Annotated in this window: 20 protein-coding genes; 12 read left to right on the top strand and 8 right to left on the bottom strand. The window is 59.3% G+C overall.

Annotated features, from left to right (window positions below; translation table 11 throughout):
* Positions 1 to 27: 27 nt before the first annotated feature.
* Positions 28 to 531: a pyridoxamine 5'-phosphate oxidase family protein gene (locus tag EV281_RS24790; protein ID WP_132656926.1), complete on the top strand. Its 504-nt coding sequence runs from the start codon at positions 28 to 30 to the stop codon at positions 529 to 531.
* A 26-nt stretch (positions 532 to 557) separates the two neighbouring features.
* Here EV281_RS24790 and EV281_RS24785 read toward each other — a convergent pair whose 3' ends face one another.
* From EV281_RS24785 to EV281_RS24770, 4 genes are all read right to left on the bottom strand, one after another.
* Positions 558 to 1,403 carry an MBL fold metallo-hydrolase gene (locus EV281_RS24785; RefSeq protein ID WP_132656925.1) on the bottom strand — a complete coding sequence of 282 codons (846 nt, stop codon included), beginning with the start codon at positions 1,401 to 1,403 and terminating at the stop codon, positions 558 to 560.
* Between the two features lie 85 nt (positions 1,404 to 1,488).
* Positions 1,489 to 2,313, bottom strand: a complete 825-nt coding sequence (locus tag EV281_RS24780) for a TIGR00282 family metallophosphoesterase (protein ID WP_132656924.1) — start codon at positions 2,311 to 2,313, stop codon at positions 1,489 to 1,491.
* Positions 2,314 to 2,316: 3 nt separating this feature from the next.
* Entirely contained in the window at positions 2,317 to 2,904 is a 588-nt protein-coding gene (locus EV281_RS24775) for a 5-formyltetrahydrofolate cyclo-ligase (RefSeq protein WP_132656923.1), read from the bottom strand.
* 67 nt (positions 2,905 to 2,971) lie between these two features.
* Positions 2,972 to 3,433: a MarR family transcriptional regulator gene (locus EV281_RS24770; RefSeq protein WP_132656922.1), complete on the bottom strand. Its 462-nt coding sequence runs from the start codon at positions 3,431 to 3,433 to the stop codon at positions 2,972 to 2,974.
* Between the two features lie 58 nt (positions 3,434 to 3,491).
* Here EV281_RS24770 and EV281_RS24765 point away from each other — a divergent pair, with 58 nt between their 5' ends.
* Entirely contained in the window at positions 3,492 to 4,559 is a 1,068-nt protein-coding gene (locus EV281_RS24765) for an FUSC family protein (RefSeq protein WP_132656921.1), read from the top strand.
* Here the strand turns inward: EV281_RS24765 and EV281_RS24760 are convergent.
* The 4 genes from EV281_RS24760 to EV281_RS24745 form a co-directional block, all read right to left on the bottom strand.
* On the bottom strand, positions 4,556 to 5,338 hold the full coding sequence (locus tag EV281_RS24760; RefSeq protein ID WP_132656920.1) for a hypothetical protein: 783 nt from the start codon (positions 5,336 to 5,338) through the stop codon (positions 4,556 to 4,558). The genes EV281_RS24765 and EV281_RS24760 overlap by 4 nt on opposite strands.
* Before the next feature lie 40 nt (positions 5,339 to 5,378).
* Positions 5,379 to 6,293: an NAD(P)-dependent oxidoreductase gene (locus tag EV281_RS24755; protein WP_132656919.1), complete on the bottom strand. Its 915-nt coding sequence runs from the start codon at positions 6,291 to 6,293 to the stop codon at positions 5,379 to 5,381.
* Entirely contained in the window at positions 6,290 to 7,111 is an 822-nt protein-coding gene (locus tag EV281_RS24750; protein ID WP_132656918.1) for a glycosyltransferase, read from the bottom strand. The genes EV281_RS24755 and EV281_RS24750 overlap by 4 nt, the downstream gene beginning before the upstream one ends.
* A gap of 67 nt (positions 7,112 to 7,178) precedes the next feature.
* Entirely contained in the window at positions 7,179 to 8,399 is a 1,221-nt protein-coding gene (locus EV281_RS24745; protein ID WP_132656917.1) for an NAD-dependent epimerase/dehydratase family protein, read from the bottom strand.
* A 119-nt stretch (positions 8,400 to 8,518) separates the two neighbouring features.
* Here EV281_RS24745 and ybgC point away from each other — a divergent pair, with 119 nt between their 5' ends.
* The 10 genes from ybgC to ftsH all read left to right on the top strand — a co-directional run bounded on the left by ybgC (position 8,519) and on the right by ftsH (position 18,735).
* Positions 8,519 to 8,968: a tol-pal system-associated acyl-CoA thioesterase gene (gene ybgC, locus EV281_RS24740; RefSeq protein ID WP_132656916.1), complete on the top strand. Its 450-nt coding sequence runs from the start codon at positions 8,519 to 8,521 to the stop codon at positions 8,966 to 8,968.
* A gap of 399 nt (positions 8,969 to 9,367) precedes the next feature.
* Complete coding sequence (gene tolQ, locus EV281_RS24735; RefSeq protein ID WP_029868707.1) at positions 9,368 to 10,087, top strand: protein TolQ; 720 nt, start codon at positions 9,368 to 9,370, stop codon at positions 10,085 to 10,087.
* Positions 10,088 to 10,104: 17 nt separating this feature from the next.
* Complete coding sequence (tolR, locus tag EV281_RS24730) at positions 10,105 to 10,560, top strand: protein TolR (protein WP_007827059.1); 456 nt, start codon at positions 10,105 to 10,107, stop codon at positions 10,558 to 10,560.
* 8 nt (positions 10,561 to 10,568) lie between these two features.
* A complete protein-coding gene (locus EV281_RS24725; protein WP_132656915.1) occupies positions 10,569 to 11,705 on the top strand; it encodes a hypothetical protein in 1,137 nt (378 codons plus the stop codon).
* Positions 11,706 to 12,119 carry a hypothetical protein gene (locus tag EV281_RS24720; protein WP_132656914.1) on the top strand — a complete coding sequence of 138 codons (414 nt, stop codon included), beginning with the start codon at positions 11,706 to 11,708 and terminating at the stop codon, positions 12,117 to 12,119.
* 20 nt (positions 12,120 to 12,139) lie between these two features.
* Positions 12,140 to 13,450 carry a Tol-Pal system beta propeller repeat protein TolB gene (gene tolB / locus EV281_RS24715; protein WP_132656913.1) on the top strand — a complete coding sequence of 437 codons (1,311 nt, stop codon included), beginning with the start codon at positions 12,140 to 12,142 and terminating at the stop codon, positions 13,448 to 13,450.
* Positions 13,451 to 13,608: 158 nt separating this feature from the next.
* Positions 13,609 to 14,139, top strand: a complete 531-nt coding sequence (gene pal / locus EV281_RS24710) for a peptidoglycan-associated lipoprotein Pal (RefSeq protein WP_132656912.1) — start codon at positions 13,609 to 13,611, stop codon at positions 14,137 to 14,139.
* A 156-nt stretch (positions 14,140 to 14,295) separates the two neighbouring features.
* Positions 14,296 to 15,300, top strand: a complete 1,005-nt coding sequence (gene ybgF / locus EV281_RS24705) for a tol-pal system protein YbgF (protein ID WP_132656911.1) — start codon at positions 14,296 to 14,298, stop codon at positions 15,298 to 15,300.
* A gap of 23 nt (positions 15,301 to 15,323) precedes the next feature.
* The gene (gene tilS, locus EV281_RS24700) at positions 15,324 to 16,706 is read left to right on the top strand and encodes a tRNA lysidine(34) synthetase TilS (RefSeq protein ID WP_132657241.1); all 1,383 of its coding nucleotides are present in this window, start codon (positions 15,324 to 15,326) and stop codon (positions 16,704 to 16,706) included.
* A 97-nt stretch (positions 16,707 to 16,803) separates the two neighbouring features.
* A complete protein-coding gene (ftsH, locus tag EV281_RS24695; protein WP_132656910.1) occupies positions 16,804 to 18,735 on the top strand; it encodes an ATP-dependent zinc metalloprotease FtsH in 1,932 nt (643 codons plus the stop codon).
* The last annotated feature ends 101 nt before the right edge of the window (positions 18,736 to 18,836 follow it).

The following is an 18,836-nucleotide window of genomic DNA, read 5'->3' as shown; positions in this document are numbered from 1 at the left end:
GATAACACCTGCAGGAAAGGAACGGCAATGGCAAGCTTCAGCGAAGCCCGCGAACAACCAGCACGCCAGCTCTGGGACCAGATCAACGACATTCATGCCGGCATGCTCAGCCTTGCTGCTGTCGACATGCATATGCAGCCAATGGCTCCGAATGTCGATCCGACCACCAACACGATCTGGTTCTATACAAAGACGGATGCCGAACTCGTGCAGATGATCAAGCCCGGCAGCCGCGCGCATTTTTGCGTTATTGGCAAGAACCATGATTATCATGCCTGCCTGTCCGGAGTTATCGAGGTGCGTCCGGATCCCTTGAAGATCGAGGAGTATTGGAACTCCATCGTGGCCGCTTGGTACGAAGGCGGCAAGAAGGATCCGAAGCTGACGATGCTTGCCATGCATGTCGATGACGCCGATATATGGGTCTCGACCGGCAGCACGCTGAAATTCGGCTGGGAGATCGCCAAAGCCAATTTCGACGAGGAGAAGATGGCCGACGTCGGCATCAAGCGGCACCTGCAATTTGCATGAGCCAAAGGCCCGGCACAGTCCGGGCTTTACTGTACGTCCTTCATCACATAAATCAGGGGCTTTTTCGGCAATGTGCGCAGCGAAACGGTGATGCTGTTGTCAGGCGCATAATTGACGTCGAAGCCGTTGCCAAACATCGAGATGAAAGCGTTGACCGGCGGACCGCGGCGATGCATTGGCAAGATTAGCGACGAGCGCAGTCGTTTGATGACCCGGCTCATGCTATCTGCGCCCATCGTGAGGCCGCCGTCGACCGGCACCATGACCACGTCGAGCCTGCCGATTTCTGTATAATGCGTATCGGTCAGCTCGTAATGCAGATGGCCAAGATGGCCGATGCAGAGGCCGGCGATTTCAAAGATGAAAATGGAATTGCCGTCCAGCTGCGATCCACCGAGCCCGTAGCTGAAGCGGATATCCGTCGTGACATTGCGGATATAGGCGTCGCCGACGACGAGGTTGATTTTAGCCTTTTCACCGGGGACGTCGCTCCAGCCGTGCAGCACATGTTTGATATCTGGATCCGGTGTCAATGTATAGTGCGTCGGATGCGCCTTGTTCATCGTGACGACATCGGGCGTCACTGCCGGCTTGTACCAGCCGTTATAATCGGTGGCGATAACGATGCCGCCGGGTGTGTCGATCTCGAAAGTTGAATGGCCGAGATAGGTTAGTCTGACATCCTCGTCCTCGGAGACTGCCGGTATCACCGGCGCGATCCCTGAGAAGCTCGCAAAGGTCGCCTCGGGAATATTTTGCGCGATGGCCTGGCACTGGCTCACAGGCCGTCGCTCCTCCTGGGCTTGGGCAGAAATCGCTGCGGTGAAGACCCCAAGGCATGCGATAGCGAGGACAAGATGATGCGGCTTCATGCCACCCCTCCGGCGCTTTCACGACGCCGTGAGGATGCGGCAAGCCGTCGCAGCGGTCCAGCCGAAGCACGCTCACAATTGCGTGTTAGCGCCAGAACTCCGGGATCGTCTCGGCAAGTCTCGGACCGAGACGCAAGGGCGCAATCTTTGCCGCCAGACCCGTCGCATCGGAGATCTCCACGCCGACGCCGCAGATCGTGGCAGGGCCTGTCGCCGCCTCCATGCGGCCCTTCGGCATCTTGGAGATGAAGCGATTGAGCGGCTCTTCCTTGTCCATGCCGAGGGATGAATCGTAATCGCCGCACATGCCGGCATCCGACATATACGCGGTGCCACCATTCAGGATCTGCGCATCGGCAGTCGGCACATGGGTGTGGGTGCCGACGACGAAGCTGGCGCGGCCGTCGACAAAATGACCGAAGCACTGCTTCTCGCTCGTCGCTTCCGCGTGGAAATCGAAGATGATTGCATCGGCCTGCTCCTTCAGCGGACAGGCGTCAAGGATCGTTTCGGCAGCCTTGAAGGGATCATCAAGCTCCGGATGCATGAAGACGCGGCCCATGATGTTGGCAACAAGCACGCGCGCGCCATTGCGGGCATAAAAAAGGCCGGAGCCGCGGCCCGGTGTCCCTTGCGGATAGTTTGCCGGACGCAGGAACTGATCGTGGCGGCCGGCGAAGGCGACGGCATCCTTCTGATCCCAGACGTGGTTCCCCGTCGTTACGACATCGGCGCCGGCATTGATCGTCTCCAGAAAAATGTCTTCCGTGATGCCGAAGCCGCCGGCGGCATTCTCGCCGTTGACGATCACGAAGTCGAGCTTCAGGTCGGAAACCAGGCCGGGCAGGCGGTCCCATACCGCCGTGCGTCCCGTCTTGCCGACCATGTCACCCAGAAATAGCAGTCGCATTCCCTATCCAATCCGTGAGGTAAAATGGCGCAGGCCGCTTTCCGTCAGGATGGCATCCAGGCTTATGTCATGCGGCTCAGCGGGTACCTCTGCCACTTCCTGGCAGTCGAATGCAATGCCGATCAGCTTCGGAGACAGGCCTTTTTGCCGGAGACGGTGAATTGCGCGGTCGTAATAGCCGGCGCCATAGCCGATGCGATGTCCGCGGGAATCGAACGCGGATAGCGGAACGAGCATGATATCAGGATCGAGCGCAGGCGCGTCCTCGGTGGGGCCGACAGTCCCAAAGCCGGTGCTGATAAGGGCTGCACCGTGGACAAGTTCCCGAAAGACGATGGTTTGCTTGTCGATAATTGCGGGCACACAGAGGCGGGCTCCGCGTCCTCGCCACCGTGCCATCAGCGGCCGCAGGTCGGCCTCAGAGCGGATGGGTAGAAAGCCGGAAACGATGGTGTCGGGCTCGAAGGCAATCGCATCGCCGGCGTGGGCGGCCATGTCGAGGCTTTTGGCGGCGCGCAATTCGGCCGGGATGGCGTCGCGAAGCGCCAGACGATGGGCGCGCAACTGGGCCTTTAATTCCTTCGGTGTCATTTAAGCTTCCATATTGTTATCCGGCAAAGATAGCCGCTCTCCCGAAACAGCAACAGGCAAAAAGGACCTATTTTTCGCCTGTTTGCGTCTCATTCTCAGGATTTGCATAGGCAAGCTTGAGCATGATTTCCGACGCTTCCAACAGGGTTTTACGTTCTTCTGGGGTCAGGCTGTCGTCCATCGCCTTTTCCAGCCATGCACGGCGGGCGCCGATGTCGTCCGACAACACTCTGCGGCCATGCGGCGTAATCGAGAGTTCTATCTCGCGGCGGTCGGCTTCGCTGCGCGTTCGGTCGATCAGCCCGTCGCGCTCGAGGGCGGCGATGATGCGGGTTACTGATTGCGGCTGCAGATGCTCTTCGAGAGCAAGCCGCCAGGCTGGCATCGGTCCCAGGCGATGAAGGGTAGCGAGGATCGCGATGGTCGACAGGCTGTGCGGACCTTCGGGCCGCGCGGCACGCAGCCGGCGGCCAAGCAGCAGGACGGAACGCAGGATGAGTGTCGCAGGTGCGTCGCTGCTACTGGACATATAGTACGCACTGCGTATTATTTCTCTCAAACCCGATCACGAACCAGAGAGACGGTTGATGGAAAAGACACTCAATCACGTTGCCGGAGCCTTTCGCTGGTCGACTGAAAAGGAAGTGACGGCGATCGAAATTGCCGTCTCAGCGCTTGCCATGGCCGTTCCGGCGTTGCTTGCGGCGAGGGGCCACCATACGGGGCTCGGCCTAATCGGCGGCATGGCAATGAGCGGAACGGTATCGCATGGCCGACTAAGGGCGCAAGCGGCAAGCGGAGGGGCCGCCTTACTGGTGCTGATGCTGGCGGCTGGACTTGCCTGCGGGTTCGCACAGCTGGGCAGTGCGGGGCAGATCGGCCTATTGCTGATCGCTGGGCTCGCCGGCGTTATCGGCGGCTTCGATCGGGCGATGGTCGCGGCCTCGATGCGGTTTGTCTTCTATCTTGTCATGGTCGGCGGCATCGTCTCGACTACCACGGCAGATCCGCTGCTCATCTTTGCCGTTGTCGTCGGCGGCGCGCTTTTCGCTGTCGTTCTTCACATGCTGATGGCCGGTGTCGTCGAATATATCCGCGGTCACGCGGCAGAAGAGGCCGAGGAGGAGCGCAAGCCGACGGCGAAACAGAAGTTCAACCGGCTGCGGCGCTCGCTGATGGAGGCGGCTGGTTGGCAATATCCCGCCCGGCTGGTCTCCTGCCTCGGCGCCGTATCGGTCATTCACCTGTTCTTTCCCGATCATGACGTTCACTGGGCAGCACTGGCGCTTGTGCTGCTGATCGAGCGGAGGCCCGAACGTTTGCCGCTCAAGACCACGCAAAGGGTGATTGGCGTGCTCTTCGGCGTCCTGTGCGCGGGAGTGCTATCGTTCCTCGCCCTGCCGGCCTGGGCCGATGTGCTCAGTGTCGCCTTGCTAGGTGGCGCTAGGCCTTTCCTGCGGGCCAGGAATTATCTTGCCTATTCGATCGTCATGACACCGCTGATGATGATGGCCATGGGAAGTGCCGATCATTCCCTGCCGGCTTCAGCGCTGCTGGACAGGCTGTTTGCAACTGTCTTTGCTGCCTGCCTGGTGCTGCTCGTCAACCAGGCGACGATCTACTTCCTGCCGCAAGCGGCAGCGCCCAAGGCCTAGACGACGATGCTCGAAGGGATTGTCGCTGTCGGTACTGTTGCCGACAGACTGGTCACGGCCGATTGGGCAGCACCGATTGCACCTTCGGCGGCAGCATCGCGGTTTTTCTCGCGCAGATCACGCATGGCTTTTTCGAGGACCTGCTTCAACTCACGGACGATGGATTTGAATTCTTCCATCGTCTTGCGGTCATCGGTGGAAATCGTGGACGATTTCAGGCCATCTTCCACGATCTCCTGATAGGCTCTGCGTGCGTGAGCCGCACCATCCGTTTGCGCAGCATTCGTGCTGTCTTGTGTTTCTCCCGTCCTCGTTTCGGTATCCTGCGTTGTCTCGGCGGAGGCCGTCGCATCGCTTGCGACAGCATCGGCCGTCGCAATCTCGGCGGCATCGGTCGTCGCGGCGGCCGAAGCGGTAGAGGAAGCTGACGTGGCTGCGCCGGAAGAGCCGCCGGTGGCAACGGCCGAGGCAAATTCGGAAGCCGCAGCGCCGACCTTGCGAGCAAGCTCGGCGGCAAGACGGGCGATCACCTCCGGTGGGAAGCCGGCCGTCTTCAGCGCCTGCAGTTCCTGCTTGGCATCTTCAAGCTTGCGCTGGGCGCGGCTCTTCGCATCGTCAGCGGAGCTTGCGAGCGAGTTGCGCACCTGCTCCAGTGCAAGCGATTGTCGCTGGATCTTCAACACGCCGGTATCAGGCTCTTCGCCGGTGGACGAAACGCCGGATTGTGCCGGCATGGCGCCGCGCAGAATGGAGGACGCCGAAACGGTTGCGAGCTGCATAGAATACTTCCCGGTTACATTTGGAGCGCACTCTGCCCGATCAGGCTTGCGTGGAACTTGGCCATGTTGTCGATTTTGCCTTGGCCAAATGCTGCATCGTCTGCTCGAAAAGAGGCCTGCCGCCGGGAGTCCAGCCGAGCGCTGCGATCTTGTGCGTGTTCATGGAGCAAAGGTCCGTCTTGTCCGCTGCTTCGGGCAACGGGAAGGGACAGTCGACGTGTTGCCGGATCGGAGAGAGTATATCTCTCGTATCGACGGCGATATCCGAGACATTGAAGACCTCGCCGGAGATCCGGGTCGTTTCGGTTTCGAGCATCAGTCGCACGGCACGGCCGAGATCGCGGCCATGCACTTCGGTTCCGGCGCGCGGGGAAACAGGCTGTCCGCTAAGATAGTCGTCGATCAACCCGTCCCATTTGTTCGGTGCGTGATCGCCATAAACGCCTGTTGCCCTCAGGCTCGCTCCCGTAAAGCCGGGACCGGAAAGATGTGCAAGAGCTCGCTCCGCATCGAGCTTGACCTGTCCGTAGAGCGTTTCCGGCATGGATGACGTCGTTTCGAAAAGTTCGGTCCCCGGCGCATGCCCGCCATAAGCGGCGCGGCTGGAGATGAAGATGCAACGGCGGGTGCCAGCGCGCTTAGCCTCGTCGAAAAGCTTGACGGTGCCATCGAGGTTCAGTCGCCGAAAGGCTTTGGGATCATCGCCCTCGCCGCCACGATATTTTCCAGCGACATGGCTGAAGGCTGCGTGCACAAAGAAATAGGCATCATCGAAAGCGCCGATATCGTTCTCATTCGGGTCGAGCGAAAGCGGGGCGAAATCGACCGGGCGGGAGAAGAAACGGGGAAGGGGCGCATGCCGCGCACCGACGATCACATGGTATCCGGCGGAAAGCAGTTCTTCGACGATATAACGTCCGACAAGACCCGTTCCGCCTGATACCAGTACTTTCATACGACCTCCGGATTGGCCAGAGATCCAATCTCCGGCACATAACTCCCAGTATGAAAATCATGCCAAAAATCGATCAAGGGTTGTAGTCTCGTTGCCTTCGGATGATCTTTTTCCCACGGTTTTTCATACTGATAATGCAGGATCGAAATGCTCTTCCAGTCCCAGAGGGCGGGCATAGTGAACCACACATATTGCAGCATGTTGAAATATACCGGCAGGCCGTGCCAGTCGGGAAAGAATGTTTCGAGGAAGGTCTGGTCAGTGCGCCGCCAGAAGATGTCGAACCGATCCAGGAGTTCGAGCATCCGCCGAAAGGTCTCTTCCGAAGGGCGGGCGACAAAGACCCCGGAATTCATGCGGTGGAAGTCGGCAAGGCTCTCGTAGACGTTCGGCGCCGCGGAGAATTCCGGGTAGGCGAAGAGCTTGTCGATATTCTTCAGGACGATCGCATCGGCATCGATGAAAACGCAGCGCTCATATTCGACGAGCTGCCAGAGGCGGAGCTTGCAGAAATTGTCGAGCGGTGAATGAAAGGCCGGCTTGCGGCCTTTCATAAAGGGGGCGGCCGAGTGGAGATTTCCGCGGGCATGGCGTTCGTTGAAAGCGTCCGACAATGGCAGATGTTCGACTTCGATCAGACGGCAACCGTTAGCCTTCAGCGGTGCCAGGGCGGTAGCGTCGACACCGCCGGTATGGAGCACCACGATGGCGGCTTGGGTGCCGGTGCGGCGCAGGGAGTTCACTAGCGCGGTTGCGCCCATGGCGTAATCGGCATTCGTGACGAGTGTGACGTAGGCGAAGTGCGGCGCAGGGATCATGGACAGCGGGCGCTCCCGCAAGCACCCTCAACTCCCCGCGGCCGGCGGTTCAAGATAAAAGCGGTGATCATGATACCGACTTCAGCCGTTTGCCTTCCGGATCATGATTGATCGTCGCAGCGATATCCTTTGTCCAGGCTGACACGGCCGGGACGCGGGAGCGATCGACGCGGTAGGCAAATTTTTTGGCAACTTCGACGATTTCATCGAGCAGCCCTGCCTGCAGGGTAATCGGATTGAGGCCGAGACCGAGGAACTTGTCGTTCTTGACGACCAGGTCGTTTTCGGCAGCTTCCTTGCGCGGGTTGGGTAGCCAGGCAATTTCGGAGCCGCTCATCCTGGCGATCATTTCGGCGAGATCGCGCACGCGATGGGTTTCCGTCATCTGGTTGAAGATCTCGACCCGCGAGCCGGCGGCGGGTGGGTTCATCAGTGCCAGCTCGATGCAACGGACCGAATCCTGGATATGGATGAAGGCGCGTGTCTGGCCACCGGTGCCATGCACGGTCAGCGGATAGCCGATGGCTGCCTGAATCAGGAAGCGATTCAGCACCGTGCCATAGTCGCCATCATAGTCGAAACGATTGATGAGCTGCGGATGGCGGCGCGTCTGTTCAGTATGCGTGCCCCAGACGATGCCCTGATGTAGATCGGTAATTCTGAGGCCATCGTTCTTGGCATAGAATTGGAAAAGCAGCTGATCCAGGCACTTGGTCATGTGGTAGATCGAGCCGGGATTGGACGGGTAGAGGATTTCCTGGGAGACGGTCTCGCCGCCCATCGTCTCGATGCCGACGGGCAGATAACCTTCCGGGATCGCGGCACCAACCGTCGAATAGCCGTAGACGCCCATGGTGCCCAAGTGGATCAGATGGGCGTCGAGCTGCAGCTCGACCAGCGCGTTCAAGAGATTATGCGTGGCGCTGACATTGTTGTTGACCGTGTAGTTCTTGTGGCGGTCGCTCTTCATCGAATAGGGGGCGGCGCGCTGCTCGGCAAAATGGATGATCGCATTCGGCCGATTTTCTGCGAGCCACTTTTTCAGGAGCTCGTAGTCGCGGGCGAGATCGATGAGATTGAAGTGGATCCGTCGGCCGGTTTCCGCGTGCCAGATGCGGGTACGCTCCTGAATGGAATCCATCGGCGTCAGAGACTGGACTCCGAGTTCGGTGTCGATCCAGCGGCGGGAGAGATTGTCGAGGATGTGGACGTCATGCCCGGCATCGGAGAGATGTAGCGAAGTTGGCCAACCGATGAATCCGTCTCCGCCCATCACCGCAATCTTCATGCCACTGGCTCCTCATGGGTTGCTTCCTATCGGGAATAATTAGGAAATATGACAATTGTTCAATGCTTGCCTGTCGAGAAGCGTTGCGTCAAAGAGGGCCGGAAAGTTTGGAGAAAATTATGGCGGAACATCGTTTTTCTATTTCCGGCGAACTTACGGAAGCGGGCCATCGACTCGTGCAGCGGGTCTATTATGAGGATACGGATTTCTCCGGTCTGGTCTATCATGCACGCTACCTGCATTTCCTGGAACGCGGACGTACCGACTATCTGCGCTGCCTCGGCGTGGAGCAGCGCGAACTCGTCAATGCCGATGAGGAAGGGCTCATCTTCGTCGTCCATCGCATGGAGATCGATTTCAAGAGCCCGGCCCGCATGGACGATATCCTGACCGTTGAGACCCACACGGAAAAGGCGGGCGGCGCCAAGATGGTGCTCAACCAGGAAATCCGCCGCCATGATGCGCTGCTGATATCAGCCAAAGTGATCATTGCCGTCATCAATGCCAAGGGCCGGCCGCGCCGATTGCCGGAGGCGCTGGCTAGGCAGATGCTCATTCCCGAGACATGAAAAGGCTGATGAAGGGCTGCGATTTGCTGCGTTGAACCCGCCCGTCGAGTGCTTGTAAAAACTTGAATTGTATGTGAAGGAATTTCCGCGCTGCAAGATGAGCGCTGTGTTCAGCAACCGGACAATGCTCCGGTCAAGTCAATCCAGGAAAAATCTCCCGCGACATCTGCCTATCATAGTCTGGCACTAACGATCTATTAACCATAATGGTGTCTTACTTGCGGAGTCGGAGTTTGTGCGACGCACGCCTTCCTTTGACCAAATTTGACGGCAAGAAGGCGGAAGAAGAGCTTGGAAGCTTGACCAGGGCTTTGGGCGGCGGCCGCCAGACATTCTTGCGTGATCACTTTGTGCCGCCCGGTCAAGCGCCGGGCGTTTGGATTCGGGGATTTTGGATCTATGGAACAAGTAGGATTGGCAGCAGCCACGACCGACGTCAGCCTCTGGTCGCTATTCATGCAGGCCGGCATCGTCGTTAAGCTGGTCATGCTCGGCCTTATCGCGGCTTCGGTATGGACCTGGGCCATCGTCATCGACAAATATCTGGCATACGGTCGCGCCCGTCGCCAGTTCGACAAGTTCGAGCAGGTCTTTTGGTCGGGCCAGTCGCTGGAAGAACTCTACAGGACACTCTCCGAGCGCAACAATACCGGCCTTGCGGCGATCTTCGTCGCGGCGATGCGCGAATGGAAGAAGTCCTTCGAGCGCGGTGCGCGTTCGCCGATCGGTCTGCAGATGCGTATCGACCGGGCAATGGACGTGACGCTCGCCCGTGAATCCGAATATCTCTCCGCCCGTCTCGGATCGCTCGCGACGATCGGTTCTGCCGGTCCGTTCATCGGCCTCTTCGGTACGGTCGTCGGTATCATGACCTCGTTCCAGGCGATCGCCGGTTCGAAATCCACCAACCTTGCGGTCGTGGCGCCTGGTATCGCGGAAGCGCTTCTCGCAACCGCCATTGGCCTCGTCGCCGCTATTCCGGCGGTTATCGCCTACAACAAATTCTCCGCCGACGCCGGCAAGCTCTCGGGTCGCATGGAAGGCTTTGCGGATGAATTCTCCGCCATCCTTTCGCGCCAGATCGATGAAAAGCTGCAGCCGCGCCAAGCTGCGCAGTAACGAACGGAGCGACGACCATGGGTATGGCTGTAGGCGGCAATAGCGGAGGGGGCGGTGGACGCCGCCGCCGCGGTGGCCGCAACAAGGGAGTTATCTCCGAAATCAACGTGACGCCGCTCGTCGACGTCATGCTCGTGCTGCTCATCATCTTCATGGTTGCCGCACCGATGATGACCGTCGGCGTTCCGATCGATCTGCCGGAAACACAGGCCAAGGCTCTGAATTCCGAGACACAGCCGATCACGATTTCGGTCAAGAACAGCGGCGAAGTCTATCTGCAGGAAACGCCGATCCCGGCTGAAGAAATTGCTGCCAAGCTCGAGGCAATCGCGACCACCGGTTACAATGAACGCATCTTCGTGCGGGGCGACGCAACGGCGCCCTATGGCGTGATCGCCGATGTGATGGCCCGCATCCAGGGTGCCGGCTTTAAGAATATCGGCCTCGTGACGCAGCAGAAGAAGGACCAGTAACGCTCAAGATGAAGGCCAGCGTCGTCACATCTGCGGTTCTGCACGGGCTGGTGCTTACCTGGGCGCTGGTGTCGCTGAGCGCTCCCGAATCCTTCAAAGTGGAGGATTTCGAGGCGATGCCGGTCGATCTCGTGCCGGTAGAATCCATCACGCAGATGCAGCAGGGCGACAAGAAGGCTCCGAAGAAGGAGACTTCTGCGCCCGTGCCCACGACGCGGCCGCCGATCCCGCAGCCGGCCGAAAATGCCGGCGACAACAATGTCGACCTGAAGACGCCGCCGGTTCCGAACGCCAAGCCGAGCAACAGCGAGGCCGCTGCCGCCAATTCAAGCGATAAACCTCAGCCGCAGATCGATCCGAAGCCGAACGACGTTAAGGAAGTCAACAAGGAAGAGACTGAGGTCGAGCAGCCGAAGGAGGTTGCCTCCATTCCGCCACCGAAGCCTGTCGAAGTGACGCCGCCGAAGCCGGAGGAAAAGCCGCCCGAAGAGCAGGCGAAGCCCGCTGAACCGCCGAAGCCAGACGCCGAGGCGTTGCCGGATAAAGTGCCGACGCCAGTGGTCAAGCCGCAGGTAAAGCCACCGGAACAGAAGCCGGTTGAGAAGCCGCCGGAGAAGCCTCAGGATCAACCAAAGGCTGCTGAAAAGCCGACCGACAAGAAGAAGGACGATAAGAAGCAGGAAGTGGCGAAATCCGCCTCGTCTATGAAGAGCGACTTCAATGCGGATGAAATTTCTGCGCTGCTCAACAAAACCGATCCGTCTGCTGGCGGTGCCAAACGTTCAACGCAGGAAGCGTCTCTGGGCGCAAAGAAGGCCACGAATGGTGCTTCGAAGCTGTCGCTGAGCGAAATGGATGCGTTGAAGAGTGCGATTGCCGGCAATTGGTCGGTCATCCCCGGCATGGAGGGCATGGCCGATGTGCGCATCAAAGTGCACATGAAGCTCGATCAGGACGGCAACATCATTGGCGAGCCGGAAGTCGAAGCAACCGGTGGCGACAATGATTCCACCCGCCGGGCTCTGGCCGGCGGTGCCTATCGCGCCATCATGAAATCAGCGCCTTTCTCAAGTCTGCCGAAAGACAAATATGACGCCTGGAACGAAGTCGTCGTCAACTTTGATCCGAGCGATCTGGGAATCTAGATGCTGACGGACCTCTCGCACGGCACCAAGTCCCTTGCAGCCGCCATCGTGCTTAGCGCGCTGCTAAGCCGCGCCAATGAGACATCGGCGCAGTCAGTCGGGCTAACGACGTCTGACGCGTCAGCGGAGGCGATACGTCAGGCCATAACGGCCTATTTCAATGTTCCCGCAGGTTTGCTGAAGGGTGGCAAGGTTTTGATCACCATTCACCTGAAGCTTAGCAGGACTGGCGCGATCAAGGGATCGCCGCTTGTGACGGCTTCGGGCGGCGATGAGGCTGTGCGACAAGGTCTGTCGGCTGCGGCTCTCCGTGCGGTGCAGCGTGCATCGCCATTCACCACGCTTCCGAAAGACAAATACGAATCCTGGAAAGAAGTCGTCCTGCGCTTCGAACCCGGCGATCCGACTCCATAGATGCTGAAAGGCTGTTTGGTATGACAAAGTGTTCCTTCTTCCGCGCCATTATGGTCGCAGCCGGTTTGATGACCGCCGCCGCCTTCGCGACGCCGGCCAACGCACTGGTCGAGATCAACATCAACAAGGGTAATGTTCAACCGCTGCCGATCGCGGTGACGGACTTCCTGCAGGGCAACATGGGTGCGCAGGTTTCGCAGGTTATCGCAGCCGACCTGCAACGGTCAGGGCTGTTTGCGCCGATTAATAAAACAGCCTTCATCGAGAAGATCTCCAATCCGGACGCCGCGCCGCGCTTCGAGGACTGGAAGGTCATCAACGCCCAGGCGCTGGTCACCGGCCGCGTCACGCAGGAAGCGGATGGCCGCCTTCGCGCCGAGTTCCGTCTCTGGGATACCTTTGCTGGCCAGCAGATGACCGGACAGCAGTTCTATACGCAGCCCGAGAACTGGCGCCGCGTCGCCCACATCATCGCCGACGCGATCTACAAGCAGATTACCGGTGAAGAGGGTTATTTCGACACCCGGGTCGTCTTCGTTTCCGAATCCGGTACCAAACAGCAGCGCAAGCGCCAGCTGGCCATCATGGACCAGGATGGTTTCAACGTGCGCATGTTAACTGATGGCAGCGACCTCGTTCTGACGCCGCGTTTCTCGCCGAACCGGCAGGAAGTAACCTACATGTCCTTCGCCAATCAGCAGCCGCGCGTCTACCTGCTGCAGCTCGAAACCGGGCAGCGCGAAGTCGTGGGCAACTTTCCGGGCATGACGTTCTCGCCGCGTTTCTCTCCTGATGGCCAGAAGGTCATCATGAGCCTGCAGCAGGAAGGCAATTCCAACATCTACACGATGGATCTGCGCTCGCGTACGACGACCCGCCTGACCTCCACGGCGGCAATCGACACCTCGCCGTCCTATTCGCCTGACGGCAACCGCATTGCCTTTGAAAGTGACCGCGGCGGACAGTCGCAGATCTATGTCATGAATGCCGATGGTTCGGGCCAGACGCGTATCTCTTTCGGCGATGGCCGTTACTCCACGCCGGTCTGGTCGCCGCGCGGCGATCTGATTGCCTTCACCAAGCAGTCGGGCGGCAAGTTCTCGATCGGCGTCATGAAGCCGGACGGCTCGGGCGAACGCATTTTGACGACCGGTTTCCACAACGAAGGCCCGACCTGGGCGCCGAATGGCCGCGTCATCATGTTCTTCCGTCAGGCAGCTGGTGCGGGCGGCCCGCAGCTCTATTCGATCGATCTGACGGGCTATAACGAACAGGCCATCAAGACGCCCGCCTATGGTTCGGACCCGGCCTGGTCGCCGCTTCTTGAGTAGTGGAGGAGCGGAAATTCGCCTTCATGTCGCCGCAAAGTCCTGAAAATGGGCGATGCAGGGACAAATCAACGAATCGTTAACCATAATCTTTGATGGCCGGTTAACCGAGTGCGGTTACTGTCCGGCAACCCTGATTGAAGTCGCAAGGAGACCCGGCCATGAGCCGAATTCACACCCCGGCAATGAGCCGTATGCAGAATTTTGCCCGCAACCCCGTCATGATCGCGCTTGTCGCCGGCCTAGCTCTCGCGAGCTGCGCCAACAAGAAGAACATGCCGAACAGCGCCGGCGACATCGGCCTCGGTGCCGGTGCAGCAACGCCGGGCTCCGCCCAGGACTTCACGGTCAATGTCGGCGACCGCATCTTCTTCGACACCGACTCGACCTCGATCCGCGCCGACGCCGCTCAGACGCTCGACCGTCAGGCTCAGTGGCTCGGCCGTTACCCGAACTATCAGATCACCATCGAAGGCCATGCCGACGAGCGCGGTACGCGCGAATACAATCTGGCTCTCGGCGCGCGTCGCGCTGCAGCTACCAAGGATTACCTCGCTTCGCGCGGCGTTCCGGCTCAGCGCATGAAGACGATCTCCTACGGCAAGGAACGCCCGGTCGCCGTCTGTGACGATATTTCCTGCTGGTCACAGAACCGTCGTGCCGTCACCGTTCTCGGCGGCGCAGGCACGTAATCTTCGGCAAAAGGCGGAATTTGACGAGGCGGCCCTGCGGGCCGCCTTTCTTTTTGACCACACTTTGGCCAGACTCCGTTGCTTTTTGACAGCAATTGGAAAAATCTCCTGTCGTGCCATCGGGGCGCGAAGAATCACTGGGACAGGACGATACAAATGAAGAAACTAGTCGTGGCAGGCATGCTGTGCCTTGCGGCCGTGACCGGGAGCGAGCGAGCGGCTTATTCCGCTTCGTTCTTCGGCTTGCACATTGGCGGCCAATCCGCGCAACGGCAGAGCCAGCCAGCAGCGCCTGTTGTTAACGTGCAGAGCAGCGGCGCGGAAATCCGCATCCAGCAGATGGAAGACCAGATGCGGCAGTTGAACGGCCGTATCGAGGAAATGAGCTATCAGCTGCTCCAGATGCAGGAGACGATTCGCAAACAGCAGGAAGACAACGAATTCCGCTTCCAGCAGCTCGAAAAGACGGGCGGAGGAGCAGGTGGCGGCAGCGGTGCTGCCAAGACGCCGGTAAAGAAGAGCGAAGCCGATATCGCTCCGCCGGCATCAGGTGGTGGCGACGATATTGCCAAAGTTATTCAAGCCCCGCAGGGAGCCGAAACGGCTCCCTCCACGGACGTGCCGGCCAATAGCGGCCTCGGCCAGCCGCCGCGCGAACTGGGCTCCATGGATTTTGACCAGAACGGTAATCCCGTTGGCAATACCATGAACAAGAATGCGACAGTTGGCTCTGCGCCGCTGCCGGATGCGACGGCACCACAGCAGACCGCCTCGCTCGGCAGTGAGGCCGATCAGTACAAGGCCGCTTATGGTCATGTGCTTTCCGGCGACTATGGTACAGCTGAGAAGGAATTCACCCAGTATATCTCCCGTTACCCGAACAGCACCCGTTCGGCGGACGCCAATTTCTGGCTCGGAGAGGCTCTTTATTCACAGGGCAAGTTCAACGAAGCGGCCAAGACCTTCCTGAACGCCCACCAGAAATACGGCACGTCTGAGAAGGCGCCCGAGATGCTGCTGAAGCTCGGCATGTCGCTTGCCGCACTCGACAATACCGATACTGCCTGCGCCACCCTGCGCGAAGTCAGCAAGCGCTATCCGAAGGCTTCCCGTGCCGTGATAAACAAGGTTGCGAGCGAGCAGAAGCGTCTCGCCTGCTAAGGTCTTCCGGCTTGGAAGGTCTGATTTCTCCCGAAGCGGCGATTGGCCGTTTCATCGCTTCGCTGAAGACGCCCGCGCGCATTCTTATCGCGATTTCGGGCGGAAGCGATTCCACCGGTCTGCTCCTGCTGCTCTCAGAAGCGCTGAAGGCCGCTCCCGATCTTTCCATTTCCCTTTGCGCCGCAACCGTCGACCACGCATTGCGTGATGGATCGGCAGATGAGGCCTATCAGGTCGCGGCTCTCTGTGCATCACTCGGTATTACGCACCGAACGATGGTCTGGCAGGGCGAAAAGCCGAAAACCGGTGTCATGGCGGCTGCACGCGAGGCCCGTTATGGACTTCTCGCCGAGGCGGCGGAAGCCTTTAAGGCAAACTTCATCGTGACAGGACATACGCTGGACGATCAGCGCGAAACGCTTGCCATGCGCGGAATGCGGGCGGAACAGATTTCAACCGGTATCGCAGATGCAGTGCTATTCAACCGACGCTTTTGGGTCCTGCGGCCGCTTCTCTTTTCCAACCGGACCGACATCCGTGACTTCCTGAGCACACGCGGCGTGGCGTGGATCGACGATCCGAGCAACGAGGATATGAAATACGAGCGCGTGCGGACGCGCCGGCAGCTTTCCGGCAACGCGGATGCGGAGATGAATATTCGAGACGTCTGGGAGGAAAGGCTGGATCTTTCTTCTGACGGTGCCGAGTGGCTGGACCGTCATTTCAGGCTTCATGGCGGTTTGCTCGGCCAGGTGATGCCCGATGGGTTAACACGGGACCGCGCCGTCCTTGATTACACGCTCGGTCGTCTGACGGCCGTTTTCGGCGGGCAGTCGTTTGTGCCGGGGCGGGTACAGATGCAGCGGCTTCTTGCATTTGCCACCGGCAGCAAGCCGGGGCGGATGGCCCTCGGCAGGGTGGTGTTCGATCTGCGGCGTGGCGGACTTTATCTGGCGCGCGAGAACCGTGGGATCCTGCCTCTGGTGCTTAAGCCGGGAGAGGCCGGGATCTGGGACGGCAGATTCGAGGTCAGAAACCGGTCGGGAGCGACCATCGAAATCACGGCATCTGCCGCAGCGCTGGATGACCTGACAATGCGCGAGGAACCTTCCACTCTGGATGCGCTGGATTCAGGCGACAAGCAAGGGAATGAACGGGATTGGAGCCGGGGACTTCCCAGGAGCGCATGGAAGCGGGCCTATGCTTCCGTGCCGGTCATATCGGCAGGGGAGGGCTTCTTTTCTCGGGAATCCATCCCGTCCATAGATTGGATGCCCCATTTTGCCCCCTTCGACCGCTTTTTGACACGATTTGATCTCACCTTTGCAAGGAGACTTTCGGCGGTTTTCTCAAGGGTGCCCTATGCGGAGCTGCCTTTAAGAAGTATTGACGGAAAAACGACCTGACAAAGTGGATCGCCTTGGCAATGGCTCGGGGCAACCCTATGTTAGAGACCAAATATGACGGCCGCCATGAGGCGACTGTCCAGTGCTGGGGAGTTCGATGAACCCTAACTTACGTAATTTCGCCTTGTGGGCGATCATAGCGCTTCTGCTGATCGCCCTCTTCAGTATGTTCCAGACGGCTCCGGCGCAGACGGGTTCGCGCGAGATCCCTTATTCGCAGTTCCTGCGTGAGGTGGATGCGGGCCGTGTGAAGGATGTCGTGGTCACTGGCAACAGGCTGACCGGGACATATCTGGAAAACAACAATACCTTCCAGACCTATTCGCCCGTTGTCGACGGCAATCTGCTTGACCGCCTGCAGTCCAAGAACGTCGCTGTCACTGCGCGCCCGGAAACCGATGGTTCCTCCGGCTTTTTGAGCTATCTCGGAACGCTGCTGCCGATGCTTTTGATTCTCGGCGTCTGGCTGTTCTTCATGCGGCAGATGCAAGGCGGTTCTCGCGGTGCGATGGGCTTCGGCAAGTCCAAGGCCAAGCTTCTGACCGAGGCGCACGGCCGCGTCACCTTCGATGACGTTGCGGGTGTGGACGAGGCCAAGCAGGATCTGGAAGAAATCGTCGAATTCCTGCGTGATCCGCAGAAATTCCAGCGCCTCGGTGGCAAGATTCCGCGCGGCGTGCTGCTCGTTGGCCCTCCGGGTACCGGCAAGACGCTGCTTGCCCGCTCGGTTGCCGGCGAAGCCAACGTTCCGTTCTTCACCATTTCTGGTTCGGACTTCGTCGAAATGTTCGTCGGTGTCGGTGCAAGCCGTGTCCGCGACATGTTCGAGCAGGCCAAGAAGAATGCGCCCTGCATCATCTTCATCGACGAAATCGACGCTGTCGGCCGCCATCGTGGCGCAGGTCTCGGCGGTGGTAACGACGAGCGCGAACAGACGCTGAACCAGTTGCTTGTCGAGATGGATGGTTTCGAAGCCAATGAAGGCATTATCCTGATCGCTGCGACCAACCGTCCTGACGTTCTTGATCCAGCACTGTTGCGTCCGGGCCGCTTCGACCGCCAGGTCGTCGTTCCGAACCCTGATATCGTCGGTCGCGAGCGCATCCTGAAGGTTCATGCCCGCAACGTTCCGCTGGCGCCGAATGTCGATCTCAAGGTTCTTGCTCGTGGCACGCCCGGTTTCTCGGGTGCAGACCTCATGAACCTCGTCAACGAAGCTGCCCTGATGGCTGCGCGCCGCAACAAGCGCGTCGTCACCATGCAGGAATTCGAAGACGCCAAGGACAAGATCATGATGGGTGCGGAGCGCCGCTCTTCGGCCATGACCGAAGCGGAAAAGAAGCTCACGGCCTATCATGAGGCCGGTCACGCGATCACCGCGCTGAACGTTGCCGTCGCCGATCCGCTGCACAAGGCGACGATCATTCCGCGCGGACGCGCTCTCGGCATGGTTATGCAGCTCCCCGAGGGCGATCGCTATTCGATGAGCTATAAGTGGATGATCTCGCGCCTCTGCATCATGATGGGCGGCCGCGTCGCCGAAGAACTGACCTTCGGTAAGGAGAACATCACGTCGGGTGCTTCCTCCGATATCGAGCAGGCGACCAAGCTTGCCCGTGCGATGGTCACCCAATGGGGCTTCTCCGACGAACTCGGCCAGGTTGCCTATGGCGAGAACCAGCAGGAAGTCTTCCTCGGCCATTCGGTTTCGCAATCGAAGAACGTTTCAGAAGCGACCGCTCAGAAGATCGATAACGAAGTGCGCCGCCTGATCGACCAGGCCTATACGCAGGCCCGTACGATCCTAACGGAAAAGCACGACGAATTCGTCGCTCTCGCCGAAGGCCTGCTCGAATACGAGACGCTGACCGGCGAAGAGATCAAGGCCCTGATCCGCGGCGAAAAGCCTGCGCGTGATCTTGGCGATGATTCGCCTCCGAGCCGAGGTTCGGCTGTTCCGAAGGCCGGTGTGCGTCCAGCTTCCAAGGGTGATGAACCCGAGGGTGGGCTGGAACCCCAGCCCCACTGAAATTGAACAGGACTTTTCTAAAGGGCCGGATTTCCACAGGGAATCCGGCCTTTTTAATATTAGTAACAGGATATAATCGATTTTCTTGGTAATTTACGTGC

The sequence above is a fragment of the Rhizobium sp. BK418 genome (genome assembly GCF_004341105.1).
Classification (GTDB): Bacteria; Pseudomonadota; Alphaproteobacteria; order Rhizobiales; family Rhizobiaceae; genus Rhizobium.
Note: the sequence above shows the minus strand (reverse complement) of the source record. Positions and strands in the feature narration are given on the sequence as shown.